Source organism: Akkermansia sp. UNK.MGS-1, from assembly GCF_000980515.1.
GTDB lineage: Bacteria > Verrucomicrobiota > Verrucomicrobiia > Verrucomicrobiales > Akkermansiaceae > Akkermansia > Akkermansia muciniphila.
This window is the reverse complement of record NZ_LBCB01000039.1, coordinates 92334-112260: the sequence shown is the minus strand read 5'-3', so window position 1 is coordinate 112260 and position 19927 is coordinate 92334. Positions and strand designations below refer to the sequence as shown.

Sequence of the window (19927 nt, the reverse complement as noted above, 5' to 3'; positions counted from 1 at the left end):
AACGGTCGTGCGCATGGGAAGGGACAGGGACGCATTTACGCTGGTGCCGGATCAGGCGGCGGGCGGCTACAGGATTGGGGAGATTATCGATATTACGTTTGATCATGTCCGGGACGCGGCCGCAGGGGGGTATCACATTCGTGTCCGGGAGATTTATTATTCCAATGCCGAGCAGAAATGGAAGATGAAGACGACGCAGGCCCTCGCGCCGGAGACGTCTTCCAATAACGGTTATCCCGTCTGCGTGTACGCGGTGGTTTACGAGCAATACCAGGACGGAGGATATGATACCGAAGACAGGGGAGCGTTGTGGCTGCTGCATGGCGGGAATTCCACCCGCGGCTGCGTCAAGATCGCCACGGTGAGGGGAGTCCATTGCTTTGAGAATATTTATCCCTTTTCCGGATATTATCTTGATATGGAGAATGCCAACAGCTGGGCGTTGGCCGGAGCGTTCCTTCCGGCGACGATGCACTTGCATTGCAATAATGTCAATCCGGCGTATTACGGGTTTTCCTCCATGGAGAGCAATATCATTGTCTCCGAGGCGGTGGAGGATTTTGTTGACCCGGAAGCCGAAACGACTACTGAAGATTGAGCATAAATGACGCAGCGTCCCCATTCCCGATGCCCGGCAACACCTCTGCGTCCCTATTCAGTTTTTTTCCGCCACGGCAACCGGGTTCCCGCCATCTCCAGCGCACGGCGCACCATTCCGCGCATGCCCTGCGTACCGCAATACATTAAAAGAACCGTCACTCCGCCATAAGAAACGGCCATGAGGAAGGCGCATAAAAACCAGGAAAAGAAAGACGCGGAAGGCTGCAGGGGAACGAATTTCCAGATCCAGCCCATGAACACGGCCGAAATCGAAACCAGCGCCAGCTGGTAACCGAATTGGAACCAGTAACTCATCACATTTTTTCTGAATCCCCAGTTATACAGCATGAAAGGCTTCCATATGCCCACAATAAGTATCAGGCTGGAGATGCCCCCCAGCAAAACGCCGGGCAATCCCCATAAGTAACCTCCTATGATCGCCACGGAAATGTTGATCACGCTTTCCGCAAGAGGAGCCCATACATCCCAGAACAAACCGTAACCGTATAAAAACTGATCCACAACCCCCCGCGTAATGGTGATGAACAGCCTGATAACGAGCAGCAGCATGATTTCCCGGGGAAGGATATATTCCGCCCCCAGCCAAAGCGTGATGAATGGCTCCAAAAGCTGGTAAAAGGGGAAACATACCGTCCCGGCAATCAGCATGCGCAGGGAAAACAATTCACTGAACACCTTGCGGATTTTTCCCGCATTTCCCTCCGCAATCAAGTTGCCCACACCGGCTTCCGTACTGCCGAGCATATTATTGACCAGAAGGTGCAGTTTCTCCACAACGGTGGAATAGTTGCCGAAATAGGCCGCCATCTGGAGGGAAACAAAGGCATATACCAGGAACGGCGTCATCTGGAACTGGAAAAAGCTTCCCAGCCGATGCATAAACAACTGCTTGGTGTATTTAGTGACTTCAGGATATTTTTTGAACAGCTCCTTCCCCAGGGCCACATTGCTCTTCAGCCAGGGATAGACCTGATTGATCTTCCAATTCAGGATGAAGGAATAAATAATGCCGAAGAACAGCTCTATCCCTATCCATAAATAATAGCTTCCCGTATACCATGCAGACAGCATCTGGCATATGATTTTGATGATGGATGCCGTCTGGAAATAAAACGCCACTACGTAATTCCTCTGGTCCGCTCCCAAAAGGGTCTGCCTGTAGTTGGCAAAATACCCGATCAGGGAAGAGGCCAGAAAGGAATAATAAGCAAAATAGATGATTCCATAGGAAAAACCTGTGGAAGGGAAAATAACCGGCAGGAAACAGGAAAGCGCTACTCCAGCCGCAATGATTATCCGCCCTATCCACCGGTACATGTATCCCAGCACGGAGATAATTTCATTAATCCTGGTTTCATCATGTTCAAAAATCGGCTTGTAAAGCACATACCCGATAGCCGTGCTTATGCCAAGTTCCGCCAAATTGAGGAAATTCAGCAGACTCATTAACGTTCCCGTCAAACCGACAAAATCAGCACCTAGGCAATTCAAGAATATCTTCCTTGAAAAAAAGGAAATGAGAAGAATCAAAACATAAAAAATGAGATTGACCCTGGCGTTCAACAGGCTTTTCTTTACGCGGGATTCTTCCATGTTATTTATTCCATCAACCTTATCCTTTCCCGGGAGAAGTTAAAAATATCTGTTTTATTAATAACCGGATTATTTATTCAACCGGCAATATACCAACGGCATATTGCGGCCATACGGGTACGGAAAGCGGTGCCAATCTAGCACAACATCCTGCCGCATCAATATCTTTTTACGAATCCTCAGCCAACAGGCCCTCACAGGGGATAGAAACCGGGCAGAATCGCCTGTTCCCATGACGCCTTCTTATCCGCTCATCGGTTAAAAAACAAATTCCTCATTTTTACAGGTTCCATGGACCGGAACAGTTCCATAAAGTGTCCTTGTTTTATTTCTTCTTTTCATCTACATTACCGCCCGTGAGCAAGGGCAGGATTCTCATCGTTACATATGTTTTTCCTCCGGAGGAAGAAGGCGTAGGCATGGCTGCCTATGAAATGGCCTGCAGCCTGAGCTCTCTGAACTGGGATATCCACGTCCTCACCCGCCCGCTGGATTCACCGGAGGAGCCTTTCCGCTCCCGCCCATACAGCCCTCTCACAACCCTGCCGGACACCCTGACGAAGGACAGCGCCCGTTTAAGAGAATACCTGAACGGGTTTTTGAAAGATTTCCGGCCGGATGTTATCATTTACCACTCCTGGGCGGACTGGTGCCGGGAAGAATTGCTGGACGCGGCGCGGGATTCAGGCATTCCGTTTTTCCTCCGCTCCCATGGAACAGCTACCAACTTCCGCTCTTTTTTCCGCCTTAACCATCCTCCTTTTTTCGGCTTGAAAAAATGGCTCTGCTCCTTTTTTCAAATACGCAGGGATATCTTCAACGTGTGCCGGAAATCACCGTTAAACCGTCTCGTTTTTCTCGACCCTTACGGAACACTTTTCAAGAGCTTTGATTATTACTGCGCATCCAGACGCAAACTTGCCCATTACTCCTGCATTCCCAACACATTCCCGGCTCTGAAAAGAACCGCTCCTTTTTTCCGGGAAAAATACGGACTTTCCTCCGCCCCCGTTTTCACCTGCCCCGCCAGCGCCAGCATGAGGAAACGGCAGCTTCTCTTCATCCGCCATGTGAAACGCACCCATCTTCAGCAGATCACGTTTCTTTTTCTCATTCCCCAGCGCAATTCCTATGCGGAACAAATGGAACAGGCTATCGGGGATGACCCCAGATTCAGGATTCTCTACAGGCTCCCGCGTCCGGAGGTAGAAGCCGCCATTACGGAAAGCAATGCCGTTTTTCTTTACTCCTTCCAGGAACAGCAGCCCCTCTCCATTCTGGAGGCGATGTCATGCGGCGTTCCCTGGTTCGCTCCGGATGCAGGAGCCCTTTCCACCCTGGAAGGGGGAATCGTCCTGAAAAACGCATCCCCCTCCGCGCTGGAAAAAGCTGTGGAATCGCTGACGGACGAAACAACACGGGAAACACTGGGACGTAAGGGCCTCCCGCAATGGGAAGCCCGTTACGCCCCCGACGCAGTAGACAGGAAGTGGGAGGAACTGCTTTTTTCCTCCATCCGTCCGGGAAAAAAGTCTCCGTTCGCGTCCTCCATCGTTCCGGACCATTTATCCACCTGCTAACCCCTTGCCCCTTTTTCCCAATCCATGACGCCCAAACGCCCCCGTCCCGTATTAGCCATAGCAGCGGATCTCCCTCTGGGCCGGCTGCTGACGTCTTTCCGCAACAAGGACCGGCGTGCGATTCCCTGGATTTTTTCCCTTTTCCATGCTCTGGAATCTCAGGAAGATTTTGACATCCACTGGATTACTCTCAGCAAAGCCGTTTCCGCCGCGGAAACTATCCGGATGCGCAACCAGACCATCCATATTCTTCCCCTGGGCAGCATGGGCAAAAATATCCTGACGGCCCATTTCCTGACCGTCCGGAGAATACGCAAGACCCTGAACGCTATCCAGCCGGACCTCCTGCACGTATGGGGCGTGGAGCAGGCTTACGCTCTGGCGGGGATTGCTTTCCGGGGAAAGAAGATCCTTTCCTACCAGGGGGCCCTCACCGCCTACTGCCAGCGCGCTCCGCAGGCCTTCCTCCTCCATATGCAGGCCCTTTGGGAACGCATGGCCGTCAAACATTATGATCTTATCACGTGCGAATCCCCCTGGGCATGCGACCGCGTTGCGGAAATTGCCCCCCAGGCCCGCCTGTCCTGCATGGAATACGGCGTGGAACCTTCCTTTTACCATCTTGACAGAAGCCCGTCTCCAGAACCTTCCTGCCTCTTTGCCGGAACCATTTACGAACTGAAGGGCATCTCCTATCTGGTGGAGGCCTTCACGCATCCGTCCCTTTCCCATGTCCAGCTGTTCGTGGCGGGCAACGGCGCCCTCAGGGAAAGGCTGGAAGCCCGGTCCACCCCCAATATCCACTGGCTGGGCGGCATTTCCCGCGAAGAACTCCAGCAGCGCCTCTCCACGGCGTGGTTCCTGGTGCATCCCACCCTGGGGGATTGCTGCCCCAATATCGTGAAGGAGGCAAGAGTCATGGGCCTTCCGGTAATCACCACGGAAGAAGGCGGGCAGACTCAATATGTCCAGGACGGCGTATCCGGCTATATTGTCCCGGTCCGCAACAGCGACGCCATCAGGGAGGCCGCGCAGAAACTTTCAGCCAGCCTGGATAAGGCCATGTCCATGGGAATGGAGCGGCATCAGGAATGCCGCCGCCTGCTGGACGTAAAGCAGACAGTAACCGGGTGCCTGTCACGTTATCATACCATGCTGTATTCACGCTGATGAAATTATTCCTTATCCATCTGCTTTCAGGAATAGGGCGTCTGCTGCTCAGGCTCAAGGGGGTGCGCACCGGAACGGGCGTCATTCTTTCCGGGCTTCCCCTCATTAAAAAATTCCCGGGAGCGTCCATCGCCATCGGCAACGGAGTCACCATCCACTCCCTGACCCGGATGAATCCGGTACTTTCCCATCACACCTGCCTGGCCGCCCTTTCCAATCAGGCAAGCATCATTCTGGAGGACGGCTGCGGCATCAGCGGAGCCGCCCTGGTCTGCGTCAACGGCATCCGCATCGGACGCCACACGCTGATAGGAGCGGACGCGCTGATTCTGGACAACGACATGCACTATCCCCGGAGCGGCTCCAGGTGGGGATCAACTCTGGGGCAGCCCGAACAGGGGCAGCCCATTTCCATCGGGGAAGGATGCTTCATCGGAGCCAGGGCCACCATTTTGAAAGGAGTCACCATCGGCTCCGGCTCCGTAGTCGCCGCAGGAGCCGTCGTCACCCGGGATGTGCCTCCCGGCTGCCTGGCCATCGGAAATCCCGCAGTAAATAAACCGCTCCCCGAACGTCTCAAACATCCCCGGGAAACACAACAAGCCATCTGCCCTTGAGCATTTCCCCTGCCTGCCTCAGGGGGCTCCAAAGGCAGACTCTTTCATGACACCGCAAAATCCTACAATTTTATTACCCTCATCCCGGGAACATTGGATTGACATATCCCGATTCCTCGCGGCATGCCTGATTGTATGCGTCCACGCGCCGGCCTTTTCTTTCGCCAGCCTGTTCCAGCTTCCGGTTTTCAACGGCCGCGTGGCATTTTTCCTGATTCTGGCAGGTTATTTCATGGGCCGGAATAATTCCTGGAAAAAAGCGTTCAAACGGAGTTATACGCTTCTCATTCCCTTTCTGTTCTGGAATGTAGTCATCTCTTTCCTCCATCCGGGAATCATGAATATGGAATTGCCGGAATACTTATGCAATCTTGTAGGCTTCCGCTCCCTTTTCACTCCCGATTTTATTCCTTTTTCCATCAATGAATTGACGGGAGAGCCCTTTTCTCCGCCCACATGGTTTTTGAGGGATATTATTCTCTGCTCCCTCATTTCTCCCATCCTGTTGAAATTGAAATATCCGGTTTTTGTCCTGATCCTGGTTTGCTTCAGCACGGACTGGCTCCAATACCCCGTGCCGTCCAACAAAATCACTCTTGCTCCATTCACCGTCTCCCTGTTCAGCCTAGGCCTTTTCCTGTCTTCCATCAAACTGGCTGAAGTAAAACACTTTTACAAAAATTCCTTTACTCCCTTCGTCCTGCTCGCCGTAGGCGCCGGGTTTCTGCTCAGCATCACCAACTATTTAAGCGTCTGCCAGAATAACCCGGAATGGAACATGCACAAAATACTGGCATCTTATGGAGTATGGAATATCTCCTGGCCGGCTGTCCATTTGAATTCCCTCTGCCCTGTCTTCGGAGCGCTTCTTCTCATGGCCCTTGGAATCTGGCTGGAAAAGAAAATTCCCGTCGCCAGAAAGCTGTCCAACTATGCTCCCGCCTGTTTCCTGATATTCGTTCTTCATTACCCTTTAATCATGTTGATCCCCACCCATATTTGGAAACAATCCTTTTTCGCTCCCTTTGTATTAATCCCCGCCATCATTTTCCTTGTTGTCGCATTCTACCTTTTCCTGAGAAAACTCTTCCCGGCCTGCCTGCCCTATGTCGCCAACGACCGCATCACCCATGTTCCCAAAAAAAATTAAGGCCTGTATTCTCTTTTTTCTTTTAACCGTTCCGGCCGCATTAGGCGCCGTCTGGTGCGCCAAACACGCCTACCGTTACCATTTGGCTGTCCATCCCCTGCCCTATTCCCCGGAACAGGGCGCCCTGCTGGAAAAACACCGGCAGGACAAACGCAACGCCCGGCTGAATCCCCATGCCCCCGTGTTGTTCCTGGGCTCCTCCACCATGGAATTCTGGCTGAGAGAAGGGAAACGTTCCTGGGAAACCTGGTTTTCCCCTCTGGGATGCCTCAACCTGGGAACCAGAAGCGAGACCACGGGCAACCTGCTCTGGCGCATCAATGACGGCCTGACAAGCCCGCTGACTCCCAAAATAATCGTCCTGTATTCGGGGGTCAACAATCTGGGAGTGCAAAAAAGCCTGGGATGGACGGCTTTTCAGGGAAACGTGGCCATCGTCAAAAAAATCAGGGAGATTTACAGCCCGGAGACGACCGCCATCATTGTCATCCCCCCGCTTATCGCGCAAAAAGGGTCGCGCATGGAAACCTTCAGAAATTGTCTGCTCCAACACGACTTTGGAAAAAATGTCCATGTCCTCCCCCTTCATTTCTTCCTTCCGGGAAAGGATGCCAGCCTTTATACTTGGGACGGCCTTCATCTCAACGCCCTGGGATATGAAGCCATCTCGCCTCCGCTTTTCCGCTTCCTCCAACAGCTTTTAAGCAGGAGCAGTCTTTAGGGCCTCACAAAAACAACAAGCTCTATCCGTCATCACTCCATGTTATGATTGAACCTTTTCCACCCAATCAGGCAGCATTTCCCATGACCCTGTTCCTGGCAGGTCCCACCGGGTCGGGGAAATCCGCGGCAGCCGTGGAACTGGCGGAGATGCTGGACGCAGAAATTGTCAGTTCCGACGCTTACCAGGTGTACCGGGAAATGCCCATCCTGACGGCGGCGCCTTCCCCGGCGGACCGGGAACGGGTTCCCCACCACATGGTTTCCATTATTCCCGTCCAAAGGAACTGGAATGCCACGGAACACTATCACCGCGCCATGCGCTGCATGGAAAAAATCCGCGCACGCGGGAAAATAGCCATCGTCACGGGAGGTTCCGGCCTGTACTTTAAATTCCTCTCCCACGGCCTGTCGGAAGCGCCGCCGGGGGACGTTGCTCTCCGCGCCTCGTTCGCGGACTGTTCCACGGAAGCGCTATACGCCAGGCTTTCTTCCCTGGACCCGGAAGGAGCGGCCTCGACGGATGCCGCCAACCGGCGTTATGTGGAACGCAATCTGGAAATCGTCCTTGCCGGAGGGAAACCTCTTTCCTTCTGGAAGAGGAACTGGCTGGCCCCGCCACGTGGACCCGGCTGGGTCATCAGCAGGGATGTTTCTGAACTGGACGGAAGAATCGCCCGCCGTGCCGCACGCATGATGCAGGAGGGCGCGGTGGAGGAAGCGGCTTCCCTCGGCCCATGCTCCGCCACAGCGGAACGCACCCTGGGCCTGGCATTGATACGAAGCATGCTGCGCGGGGAAATTTCCCATGAAAACTGCCAGATCCAGCTGGCACTCGCCACCCGGCAATACGCCAAACGGCAGCGCACCTGGCTGAAACGCGAACAATGGCTCCGGCAACTTCCGGCTTCCCCTTCCGACTCTCCCCGGGCTCTTGCAGAACGCATCATGGAAGAACTGGGGCATTAATCCCTCTTCACACGGCGGTAAATATCCAAGTTCGTCACTTCTCTGAAAAAGGATCGTTCCCGGCAATATTCCGTACTTAGCAAATCCCGCATAGCCCTCAGGGAGGGAGATTCCGTGTTGTCCGGCTTGAAGTATTCTCCCGCTATCACCACATAGTCTATCTTTCCGCGGCGGATTTCCTGATACTGACGCATCCTTTCCCGTTCTGCACCCTGTTTGTCGGAAGCGCAAATCGTAAACGTGCGTATGGGCGGCACCAAACCATTGACACAGTAAAACCATACGGCATGCCGCCCAAGGACTGCACAAGCATTCTCCCCCCCCGGTTCATCACTGGTATCTGGAAGAGCAAAAGCGGACATCCATTCGCGGGCGCGGCTTCTGCATGAAAAATCCACGCAATTCAGGAAGGTGCAAGCCATCACTCCCGCAACAACCAGAGGAAAAAGCCATCGGCGCCACTTTCGGGAAACAACCTCTTCCACATGGATCATCCTGGCCACCACCAGGTATCCCACAGCAGCGAAGGGAATAAGTGTCTGGGCGTAATGGTTGAAATGCGTCTTTCCATTTCCCTGGACGCCCATGCAGGTAATCAGAAAAGCGGCTGTATAATAAATCTTTTCCCTGGCGGGCATCCGGCTTAAAATCACCCCCGCTCCTCCCACGATGTACATCAACATGCTAGGATACATGATATCCCTTTTCACCCATTGGGAATAATTCCGGCACATCTCCTTGAACGATACCGCATCGGCGCCGTAACCGGCATTAAAAACAATGTATCCTTCATATAAATCCAGCAACGCGCCGCGGCTGTAAAAATACCAGAGGCAGGGCGTCAGCATCAACAGGAGCGTTCCTCCCACGCTTCCTGTAAAAATCCATGCCTTCCCGGTCATCCGCGCACGATATAGGACATACAGGAAGGGAACGAACCAAAAAGCGGCCAAGTTGAATTTCAACAGAAGCGCCATCCCGATGCCCGCGCCAAACACCACGCCCGTTCTTACGAAGCGATCGGGATCCCGATACAGGCGGCACACTCCATAAATCGCGGCAAACTGGAAAGGCAGAATAAATTCGGAGGGATGACCTCCTCCTGCATAATAGTGGAAACTGCACATGGAATAAAGGATGAGCAGCGAAACGATAAACGCTTTTTTTCCAGATACGAAGAGAAGGGCCGCCTTGTAACAAAAGATCATGGAGGCCGTCACTGCGAATACCTCAAGAACGAATACAAGCCAGTAAGAACCACACAAGGTGTAGGAAAAGCCATATATCAAAAAAATGAAGGGCCCCTTTTGATCAAACAAATCCCGATAAGGCATCAACCCTTCCATCATTCCGCGTCCCATGAGATGATAAATAATGGGATCACAACTTACGGGAATTTCATAATAGGGAGACACATAACTGGAATAATAACAAATCAGAAATGAGAAAATAGACCACCATGCAATACAACATCCATTTACCCTATTACAACGAAACATTTTTATATGGGTACGGATTTGGAATCCGCAGAGGAATTAAAAGAACGGACGCGGAAACATACGGAAAACCCTTTCCCGCGCGGGTCGGGAAAGGGCCTACCATAACCAAGTAAAAGCATGCGCTGGAGCGCTCTCCTACTTAGAACGTATAGCTGAGGGCGCCGTTGATACCGTGGGCGGTCAGCTTGTTGCGGGTCTCGAACTGGTAGCAGACGCGTGCTCCCCACTGGTTGGAGAAGAGCACATCAATGCCGGCATTCAAACGGAATGCGGTGCGGCCAACATTGACGCCGCGGGCGTTCCAGGTTCCGAGGGGGCCGGCGACATTGGATTTCGGATTCATGCGGCTCACATCCTGGGCTACGGCTACCGTCAAGGCCGGGGTGATGGTGGTGCCTCCGTCCGTCTGGTAGGCACGGGCGATCGTAATGCCGACAGGAATGGTCCAGTTCTGGGCCCGGGCGTGGGCGAAAGTGCGCCCATAAGGCCCGCTTTCAGAGAATCCCTTGAGTTCGGACGTCATGAACTCAATACCTGTGTAAGGCGTTACAAAGGCTTTGCCGAGCGCGAAACGTTCCGTCCAGGTGCCGTACAGGCCGCCGCTGAAGGTGTCCGTATCTGCTCTGCCATTGGCGGCGGAACCCATCATGTAGGAATCGCCCTTGAAACGGGAACGTCCGTAGGCGCCGTAGCCGTCCAGCGTGAACTTGCTGTCCCTGAAGGGATGCATGCGTCCATAAATCATGGCCAGGAAGGAATCGACGTCGTAGTCGGCGCCGATGCCCGTCTTATCCTTGAAGCTGCCGAAGCTTTGACCGGCGGCGATGCCGATCAGGGAACCTTGAGCGGCTTTGTAGTCAATGCCTACGGCATAACCGCCGGCATTGTACTTATACCCGGAAACACCGTCGCGGGCATCCTGGTCATCCCAGATTCCCATGCCGCCCACCCAGATATTGCCGTTGCCTCTGGCGATTGTCTTGCGGGCGATCGGAGAACCCTTGGCGTCCACTACTTCAACGGTGTCTTCCGTCTGGCGTGCCATGGAGGCGGCGGATTGAATGCGCCCCAGGTCGGCGAAGTTCCGCACGGTGCGGCTGGCTGCCCAAGTGAAATTCACCACGTGTTCACCGCTGACGGACTGGATGATGCGGGCCGCTTCATCCGCGCTCGTGGCCCGGAACAGGTTTTCATAGAACTGGGCGGCGGGAGAACCGGCGGCCACATTCAGACGGTTGTTTTCCAGAGCGGCCGCTACGGTGTAAACGTTGCCGTTGTAGCCGGACATGGGACCGTCAATGCCCTTCATATCCTGGGTGATGGTGGTGGTGCCTTCCGCCGTTCCCGGAGCCATGGTGGTGCTCAGGAATACGTTGTTCAGCAGGCGTCCGGAAATGTCCGTGCCGTTCAGCGTGACCGTCACGCTTTCCGTGCCCTTGCGGAGTTGGGCGAGCGGAACGGGATTGCCGCTGGCGTCGGATACCTGGATGCCTACGCGGGAATTATCCTGGAACGTGGCGGGAGTGCCGAAGTCCAGTACGGACCCGTCGCTCAGCAGCAAGGTAGAATCGCCTCCGAAAGTGGCGGAAGCTCCCTTCATGGTGGAATTCTTCGCCAGGGTCACCTGTCCCGTCCGAATGTCGTAAACAGTATCGTCCGTCCCCATTACGGCGCCGTCGATGGACTGGAGCGGACCGACTTTTCCGGTGGCGGAGTCAACGGCGCCGAAGGTGGCATGGCCGATGATCAGGTTGCCTTCAAGCTGCTGGTAGGTTCCTCCGAACGTATCGGTGGTTCCTGTGCCGCCGTAAACGAGAGTTCCCGCTCCGGTCTTCGTCATGACGGTCTGGTCAGCAACCAGCGGAGCGGCGTCAGCCGTGGAAGAGGCGGCCGCGGTGGAGATGCCGTCATTGATGAAGGTATAGGCGGTGGCGTCCGTATAAACGTTGATCCGGGTGTTCTGGCCCGCCTGCACGGAACCGGAAACGCCGTTGGATGTATTGCCGGAAAGGATTGCTCCGGAGCCGATGTACAGGGTTTGCCCGTCCGCCAGGTTGATGGCGGCTTTGCCGTCGCTGGTGGCGGTGTTATCCAAAACCTGGGGACCGTCCCCGATGGAAATCTGGCCACCTGCGGAGATCACGCCGTCAGCGGCGGTATTGCCGGTGATGACGCTGTTGTTGCCGATGGCGATATTGTCATCCGCCGTCAGGGTGGAATTTCCCTTGACGGTAGTATTTTCACCCAGCGTGACGCTGCCTTCGATGGTGCCCAGCTTTTCCGTGCTTGCGATGGTATTCCAGCTGCCTCCGTCATTGCTGTAAACGGTTTTGTTCAGGTCGGCGGATTCTGCGGAAACAGTAGTGCCATCCAGGATGGAATTGTCTCCCAGGGAAATATTGCCGCCCTCAGTTTTGAGGGTGACGGCCCCGGCTGTGGTTTCTCCAAGAATGATGCCGCCGGAGACGCTGTCATCCATAGAGTCGATGACGGTTTTGCCGGTCTGGGTGTTGGAGGCGTCAAACTGTTCCGTAGTTACGGTGCCGATTCCCGCCGTGGAGGTCACATCTCCGTTCAGCGCAACTTTGGACGCCGGATCGCTGACGATTTGACCAGTCGCCGTTACGGTATCCTGCATCGTGACGTTGTTGCCCAGGACCACGGCCTGTTCGTTGGAATTATTGTAAGTATTGTACGTCGTCCTGGTATAGGCTTGTCCTGTCGGCGGCGTTGCCGGATCTACGGTTTGAGTTGCCTGGCCGGTGACGGTAACGGCTTTTTCCATGGAAACATTGTCGCCGATGCCTACCTGTCCGTTCGTGGAGGTGACGGTGGCTCCCACTGTCCTGGGATTGGCGGCATCATTCGCACCCTTGATGGCAATATTCCTGCCGTCAATAGTGGTGGTAGTTGAAGCATTCGCCACCACAATGTCATTGTCGCTTCCCGGGAGTTCTTTTAGGGTGATGTCGTTAAAGCTGACCTGGTTATTAACCAGATCATAATTGAAATTAATCAGTTGGTTGCTGGCGTCCGCCATTTGGACGGTAACATTGCCCGTCCCGGAGATGGCGTTCAACTGGGCTCGTTGTTCCTGGGTCAGCGTGATATTGTCGGAGCCGGAAGGTACGGTAATCGTGATGGTTGAAGCTTCATTGGAAGCGGCAGCCTGGTTCCAGGCCGTAACGAATTCATCGGCACTGTTGACTGCATAGTCAGCTGCCGTAGCAACGGAGAAACTGCCAAGGCAGGCGATAACAGCCGCCAGCAGCATATGTGGGAGTCTTAATTTCATGCTTTTTTATTTTTTTAATGATTAGATGGTTATGCGTTCGTGACAATCACGGCGCCCGAGATTTTAGATGATTCTCATTCCGGTTCGTTCACCGGAATGACATGAGAGAAATTAATGGAAATAATAATTAAAATTGTTCATAATGAATTGGTTATACTTCTTCTTCAAATAATTTAATCATGACAGTTTTTTTCAGTCTTGAGCCGGAAAAGAATTTTAATAAAATTGAGAATAATTCATATTTTATTGGAAAAATTAAATTATTTAGAAATTATTTAATTTAGTATTTTTTTTGTTGAGATTATCCGTTTTTGTCTGAATCATTTTCTGAATATTAAAAGTTAAAATTTTTATAAATTTTACGTCAGGTCTGTTATGATGTAAAAGATTGACTATTTTAATAATAACAAATGTATTATGTTATTTTTTGTGTATCCTGATTACTGCGTTTCCCAGCTGAAACAGGAACTGAGGTAATGGTTCCATATGGAGAGATATATTCAACGTTGTCCGGATAGATGAATATATTGTTTGTTAATAGGTTTCATGATTAATTTAGAAGTTTGGCGAGATTGAAGGCCGGGAGGAATGGCCCGAATAAATGCGGGCGACTCATAAACCTTTGCGAATGAAAGTCTGGTCGGGGTATTTTTTGACGCGGCCCGCATATGCAGATGGAGCTTCCCTAGGAGAGGGCCTTCCCTTATTGGTTTTGCTGGATATGGCGGTGATGAACCGCAGCGGTAGAAACGGAAGGATGCGGTAAGAGCCGCGGTGTCACGGTTTTTGGAATGTGGCCGGGGTTATCAGGGAATTCCCTTTTCCGGGAAAGACGGAAATATCTCCGGATAAGGGTTGGAAGCAGGAATGCAAATGGGTGGGAAAAGAACCCTTCGGAAACTCCGCGCCGCGTTTTCCCTGTCCGGCGGGAGAAGATTGAGAACCGGCGTTTCCCGGATACAACCCGGGAGAGGAGAGCTGGATTATTCCACCTCCCACTCTTCCACCAGGCCGGCTGGGAATTCATCCAGAAAGCGGGAGGGCATTTGCATGAAGGTTCCTCCCTGGGCGCGGCAGTTCCAGCGGGGGTAGGTCAGGTAAAGCTGGTCCTTGGCGCGGGTAATGCCTACATAAAAAAGGCGGCGTTCTTCTTCCAGCCCGGCCAGGTCTCCGTCGTCAATTACCCGCTGGTGCGGAAACATGCCGTCGCACAGGCCGATCAGGAAGACGACAGACCATTCCAGTCCCTTGGCCTGGTGGATAGTGGACAGAGTGACGGAGCCGCCGGAGAAGTCCGCCGCGGCGCTTTCATCATCCGTGTTGCCCAAAAGGGAAAGCTGGGAAAGAAAATCCTCCGTGGATTCAAAGCGTTCGGAAAATCCGGCCAGATGCAGAAGATCCTGCCTGCGCTGGTCGTAATTTTCGAATGCGGCCTGCATGTACTCGTCGTACACGGCCTCATTGATGGAAAGGAGCATGGAGGCCGGACCGGCCAGCTTTCCGGCGGGGGCCAGTTCATCCAGTGTGTAGCAAAGCTGCGTCCAGGCCGTTCTGGATTTGGCAGGAACCGGGAAATCCAACATCAGGGCGGAAAAGGATTCCGGAGGGGTTTCCTGCCGGCTTTCCGGGCAGGCGGTCCAGCGTATCCAGAGTTTTTGGGCCATTCCAGGGCCGATGCCGGGCAGCAGCATCACCATGCGGCGGAAGGAAAGTTCATCCTTGGGATTGACCACAAAACGCATAAATGCCACCACGTCCTTAATATGGGCCTGCTCGAAAAACCTGATGCCGCTGGTGATGCGGAAAGGTATTTCTCCGCGGGTCAGTTCCATTTGCAATTCCATGCTGTGGAAGTGGGCGCGGTAAAGCACGGCTATTTCACTGGGGTCCGTGCCTTCTTCAATGAGATCCCTGATACGCTGGACGACAAATTTGGCCTGTATCCGGTCGTCGTTGAGCGGGACAAGGGCGGGGGGCATTTCCCCGGTGGGCCGCACGGAGCGGAGCTGTTTTTCAATTTGAACTTCGTTGGCGGCGATAGCCGCGTTGGAAAGCTCCAGAATTTCCGGCACACTGCGGTAATTGGTTTCTATCTTGAAAGTCTTTGCCGCCGGATAGCGGGTAGTAAAGCTGAGAATATTTTCCATGTCCGCTCCGCGCCAGGAGTAGATGCTCTGGGCATCGTCCCCCACCACCATCAGCTGGCCGTGTTCCCGGGCCAGCATGTCAATGAGGCGGCTCTGGAGGTAATTGGTGTCCTGGTACTCATCCACCAGAATATGCTGGAAGCGGGAACCGTACAGGGCACGCAGGTGCTCCTGTTCCTGAAAAAGCCTCACGACGTTGAGAAGCAGGTCGTCAAAGTCCATGCTGTTGGTTTCCTGCTTGCGGGCTACGTATTGGTCATGCACCTCCAGGATGGCGTCCAGGTGGTTGGAAAGGTAGGGATAGGCGTTTTCCAGCGTTTCCCGGATATTGGCTCCCTCGTTGTCTGCCAGACTGAACAGGGATGAAAGAACTTCCGGCTTGGGGAAGCGGGTGGATTTCTCATCCAGTTTGAGGGATTTGACCACGCTTTTAATCATGGATTTGCGGTCGTCGGAGTCCATGATTGTAAAAGCCGGCGTATATCCCAGGTATTCCGCATGCTGGCGCAGGATGCGGTTGGCAATGGAATGGAACGTGCCGCTCCACAGGCGGGACAAGTCCAGGGGAATCAGGGAACGCACCCGTTCCGTCATTTCCCGCGCCGCCTTATTGGTGAAGGTAAGCAGCAGAATGTTCCATGGGTCCGTACCGTGATCCAGAAGCCAGGCCACGCGATAAGTCAGCGTGCGCGTTTTTCCCGATCCGGCTCCTGCGATGACAAGAGCCGGCCCCGGTTCTGAAGAAACGGCGGCGTACTGTTCTTCATTGAGGGCCGTACGGTAGTCGATCCCGGAGATGGGGGCGACCGGCGCGGCATCCTGCCTGATGACATATCGGCGAGCCATGGAATATGGTTAATAATTGACAGGCAACAGTAAATAGAGAAGTTGGAAAGGCTTGCCCCTTCTCTGCTCTCTGATGACTCTTTTAAAAGTCCAGGTACATTTCCGCGCGGCGGTTTTCCTTGCGGGCTTCATCCCTTGTTTCTTCGTCTGCCGTGGGGGAGTAGGTTCGGCGCGGCTGAGATTTGCCGAATCCCTTGGTAACGATTCTTTCCGCAGGAACGCCGAACTGGACGAGCTGGGCTTTCACGGCGGCCGCACGGCGTTCGGAGAGCCCCTGGTTGTAGCGTTCGCTCCCCACGTCATCCGTATGGCCGCTGATTTCCAGCTTCTTGCCACTGTCCATCTTGATAGCTTCCGCTACGATTTGCAGCTGGCGTTCGGAACGCTTGGAAAGGGTATCTTCATTAAAGCCGAAGAACAGGGCCAGGGAATCGCCGCCCTGGGGATTTTTTACAATGGGGATAAAGATGTCGTCTCCGGCCCCCTGCCGTTTCGTATAGGCTTCCAGCATGCTGTCCAGGGAAGCTTCCGCAACCAGCCATTGTCCGTCCGTTTTGGCCACGGTCAGGCCTACATTGCCGGCCTTCCTGCCCTGGGCGTCCTGAAGATGAACGAAAAACCCCGCATTGGTGGGCGCTTCGTAGGCGGTTTTGATGGGAGCGTCCTCCCGGAGCCGGAAAGCCCCCTCCTCAAACAGAATGCACAAACCGGCTACCGTGGCATCCTGCACTTTAGTTCCGTCCACGAACTTCCTCGCCCCGCGGAAATCCGCCTTGGCGACGGCATCCATGAAGGAACTGACGATGCCCATGGGGTCATTCATCGCCATGGGGGCGACTTTGTCCTTGGCCAGATCCTGCTTGCTGGGCAGAGTGAGGGTATCCAGCGTCCACTGTTGCTTGTCATTGCGCTTCATATCCAGGTAGCCGCGCGCGCCGCTGCTGAAATTGAGCGTGTATCTGGCTGTGGGATTGGCCCCCTGGTTGTTCGCGCCGATGCTGGTGATGCCGGGAGAGGAAAGGCGTATATGGCGGGCTTCCATGAGCTCCCGGATGAGGCGGCTCTGGTTCTCCGTCACGGCCTGCTGGATTTCCAGGGATTTCAGGATGTCCTCATCCCGGTCCTGAATGACTTTGGCAATTGCCTGCGCCAGTGTCTGGGGGGAGCTGAGATTGATCAGGGAGGGCGGCGTAGCCGTCTGCCGGCTGATATCTTCCTTGGTAAGCGGGTCGACGGTGGGTTGGGGCGTTACCGTCTGGCGTGCCGGTACTTCCGTTTGCGCCGCCGGTTCAGCGGCGGCGGGTTCCTCTTCCTTATTGTCAAGGAACAGGAAAACCAGGGCCAGGCTGCCTACGACCAGGAAGCTGATGATGAAGGCGGTGATGGTGGATGCGTTTTTCATTGGAAGTGGATGTATGAAGAAGGGTCAGGCGTTCAGTGCTTCCAGCAATTTGGCGTGAATGCCTTCAAAACCGCCGTTGCTCATTACCAGAATAACGTCTCCCGGCTGGGCTTTCTTGCAGACGGCAGAGACGATTTCCTGGGCATGGCCGCCGATCAGAGCGTCCTTGCCCAGTGCGGAAAGGTCGTTGGAAAGTTTGGTGAGGTCCAGGCGTTCCTCCAGAGCCACCTTGTCCGGATGATCCACGGCGGCTACCACAGGGAAATCCGCCGTAGCGAGGGACAACGCCAGTTCATTCTGGAAGATATTTCTGCGTGTGGTGTTGGAGCGCGGTTCGAAAATGGCCCAGATGCGTGATTCCGGATAGCGCTGGCGCAGGCCCAGGATGGCCTGTTTGATGGCTGTTGGATGATGGGCGAAGTCGTCCACTACGGAAATGCCGTTGACCACCCCCTTGACTTCCTGGCGGCGGGCCACGCCTTCAAAGCGGCTCATGGAATCCGCCAGCTGCTTGACGTTCAGTCCCGCAAATTGTGCGGCTGCAATTGCCATGGCGGCGTTGCGGATGTTGAACTCTCCAATCATCGGTACGTAGTACCGGGTTCCTTCCAGTGTGAAATGGCTGCCGTCCGTGGAGGTCTCCACATCCAGGATACGGATGTTGGAAGAGTCGGAAAAGCCCACCGTCTTGACGGGGCACGGGGCCCCCTTAACCACGTCCAGGCAGTTGGGATCGTCCGCGTTGACCAGGGCCAGGCCGTTGCGGGGGATGATCTGGGTCAGCCGACGGAAACTCAATTTGATTTCCTCCAGGGAATTGTAAATATCCGCGTGATCAAATTCAATGTTGTTGATGACCACCAGTTCCGGGAGGTAGTGCAGAAATTTGGAACGCTTGTCGAAAAACGCCGTGTCGTACTCGTCCCCCTCCAGCACGGAAAAATCGGAATCCGTAAAACGGCCCCCGCGTCCGAGATTGCGGGCAATGCCGCCAATCATGAAGCTGGGGTTCAGCCCGGAATCCTCCATCAGCCACGCCAGCATGGATGTGGTGGTGGTTTTTCCGTGGGTGCCTGTTACCACATAGTTGCGCTTGCCGCGCAGGAAGTATTCCTTCATCGTCTCCGGGAGGGAAAGGTAACGCAGGCGCCGTTGGAGCACGGCTTCCACCTCCTCATTGCCGCGGCTCATGGCATTACCGATGACGATGACGTCCGCATCCGGCGGGATGTTGGAAGCCTTGTAGCCTTCAAACAGGGTGATGCCTTCCTCCTCCAGAAAAGTGGACATGGGGGGATAGACGTTGGCGTCGGAACCGGTGACGGTAAAGCCGCGGCGGGCCATGGCGGCGGCTACCGCGCCCATGGCGGTGCCGCAGATGCCGAGAAAGTGGAAATGGCTGTTCATGACGGGGAGAGGAATGGAGCGGGTTTTATTTGGAAAAGGAAGGAGCCGCAATACAGGAATCCGCCAGAGCCCGGTCCCGGCGGCGCACAATGCCGTTGGCGATATCCGTGACCATGCCGGACAGCAGGCGGGTGAGATGGCTGCCGGGCGTGTAATCCGCCGGGGCGATGAAATTCACGCGGTCGGAATTGGAGGCCAGGTTATAGCATTTGCGGAAACTGCGGCCGGTTTCATCTTCCGGATTATATACGGCTACGGCGTGGCCTCCGTTCCGGCGCATGACGGTGAAGCAGGGAACGTCCGTAGGGCCGTCGCCGATGTAAATCATGTTGGCGAAAGGAATGGGGCGCATGTCTTCCGGCATGTGGTCGTTTACGTCCTGGTCGTAATCCAGCATTCCCTTGTTGATGCGGAAAAGGTACTGGGTTTTCGTGGTGTGGGAAATGACTCTCTTGGGAAAATTGATGTAGCCGTTCTCCTCGCTGAATTCGCATCCGAATACGGCCTTGAAATAAGGGCGTAGGGCGGAACCGTCAATCAGGGCTTTCAAACCGGAGGAGATGATATAGTATTCAATGCTGATGCCCAGATCCGTATGAAGGGAGGAGAGGGTCATGGACGGGAACGCGTTAAAAAAGTCCGGCAAACCGGGGTAAAAGGTGAGGCGCTCTCCAAGCTGGGTAAGCCGGGCGTTGCTGACGCGGTCCAGGGAAAGGGCGTCCAGCAGGCTTTTCATGTAAATCAGTTCTCCGTCCCAGCCTTCTCTTTCTCCGGTGGCGTTGCACCTGGTCCAGAATTCCTGCGGAGAAATGCCGAATTCCGGGAAGATGGCCTGATCCTGCATGTAGAAGGGACTCAGGGTCTGGTCGTAGTCGAAAACCAGGGCGATCGTATTCTGCGGGGAGGACATG

14 protein-coding genes are annotated in these 19927 nt (G+C 54.3%); 7 read left to right on the top strand and 7 right to left on the bottom strand.

Annotation, left to right across the window (positions count from 1 at the left end):
• A partial coding sequence (locus WW58_RS11410) for a hypothetical protein (protein WP_288143459.1) occupies window positions 1-598 on the top strand: 598 nt, incomplete at its 5' end.
• A 53-nt stretch (window positions 599-651) separates the two neighbouring features.
• Here the strand turns inward: WW58_RS11410 and WW58_RS11405 are convergent.
• On the bottom strand, window positions 652-2214 hold the full coding sequence (locus WW58_RS11405; RefSeq protein WP_046437769.1) for a lipopolysaccharide biosynthesis protein: 1563 nt from the start codon (window positions 2212-2214) through the stop codon (window positions 652-654).
• Between the two features lie 356 nt (window positions 2215-2570).
• On the opposite strand from WW58_RS11405, the gene WW58_RS11400 reads away from it, so the two are divergent.
• The 6 genes from WW58_RS11400 to miaA are packed head-to-tail and all read left to right on the top strand — an operon-like array spanning window position 2571 to window position 8420.
• A complete protein-coding gene (locus tag WW58_RS11400) occupies window positions 2571-3794 on the top strand; it encodes a glycosyltransferase family 4 protein (RefSeq protein WP_215833629.1) in 1224 nt (407 codons plus the stop codon).
• Window positions 3795-3818: 24 nt separating this feature from the next.
• A complete protein-coding gene (locus WW58_RS11395) occupies window positions 3819-4964 on the top strand; it encodes a glycosyltransferase family 4 protein (protein WP_046437765.1) in 1146 nt (381 codons plus the stop codon).
• Window positions 4964-5581: an acyltransferase gene (locus WW58_RS11390; RefSeq protein ID WP_257227985.1), complete on the top strand. Its 618-nt coding sequence runs from the start codon at window positions 4964-4966 to the stop codon at window positions 5579-5581. The genes WW58_RS11395 and WW58_RS11390 overlap by 1 nt, the downstream gene beginning before the upstream one ends.
• 46 nt (window positions 5582-5627) lie before the next feature.
• A complete protein-coding gene (locus WW58_RS11385; protein WP_046437763.1) occupies window positions 5628-6731 on the top strand; it encodes an acyltransferase family protein in 1104 nt (367 codons plus the stop codon).
• Window positions 6712-7452 (top strand): GDSL-type esterase/lipase family protein, encoded by a 741-nt coding sequence (locus tag WW58_RS11380; protein ID WP_046437761.1) that lies wholly within the window; start codon window positions 6712-6714, stop codon window positions 7450-7452. Before WW58_RS11385 ends, WW58_RS11380 begins: the two co-directional genes overlap by 20 nt.
• A gap of 44 nt (window positions 7453-7496) precedes the next feature.
• Complete coding sequence (gene miaA, locus WW58_RS11375; protein ID WP_046437759.1) at window positions 7497-8420, top strand: tRNA (adenosine(37)-N6)-dimethylallyltransferase MiaA; 924 nt, start codon at window positions 7497-7499, stop codon at window positions 8418-8420.
• On the opposite strand, the gene WW58_RS11370 is transcribed toward miaA, so the two are convergent.
• The 6 genes from WW58_RS11370 to WW58_RS11340 all read right to left on the bottom strand — a co-directional run bounded on the left by WW58_RS11370 (window position 8417) and on the right by WW58_RS11340 (window position 19926).
• On the bottom strand, window positions 8417-9628 hold the full coding sequence (locus WW58_RS11370; RefSeq protein ID WP_143246960.1) for a hypothetical protein: 1212 nt from the start codon (window positions 9626-9628) through the stop codon (window positions 8417-8419). The two genes, miaA and WW58_RS11370, sit on opposite strands and share 4 nt — an antisense overlap.
• Before the next feature lie 430 nt (window positions 9629-10058).
• On the bottom strand, window positions 10059-13214 hold the full coding sequence (locus WW58_RS11365; protein WP_288143458.1) for an autotransporter family protein: 3156 nt from the start codon (window positions 13212-13214) through the stop codon (window positions 10059-10061).
• A 983-nt stretch (window positions 13215-14197) separates the two neighbouring features.
• The gene (locus tag WW58_RS11355) at window positions 14198-16207 is read right to left on the bottom strand and encodes an ATP-dependent helicase (RefSeq protein WP_022197133.1); all 2010 of its coding nucleotides are present in this window, start codon (window positions 16205-16207) and stop codon (window positions 14198-14200) included.
• Window positions 16208-16289: 82 nt separating this feature from the next.
• On the bottom strand, window positions 16290-17609 hold the full coding sequence (locus tag WW58_RS13645) for an OmpA family protein (protein ID WP_012419734.1): 1320 nt from the start codon (window positions 17607-17609) through the stop codon (window positions 16290-16292).
• A gap of 24 nt (window positions 17610-17633) precedes the next feature.
• On the bottom strand, window positions 17634-19016 hold the full coding sequence (mpl, locus tag WW58_RS11345) for a UDP-N-acetylmuramate:L-alanyl-gamma-D-glutamyl-meso-diaminopimelate ligase (protein ID WP_012419733.1): 1383 nt from the start codon (window positions 19014-19016) through the stop codon (window positions 17634-17636).
• Window positions 19017-19041: 25 nt separating this feature from the next.
• Window positions 19042-19926: a haloacid dehalogenase-like hydrolase gene (locus WW58_RS11340; protein WP_012419732.1), complete on the bottom strand. Its 885-nt coding sequence runs from the start codon at window positions 19924-19926 to the stop codon at window positions 19042-19044.
• Window position 19927: the final 1 nt, after the last annotated feature.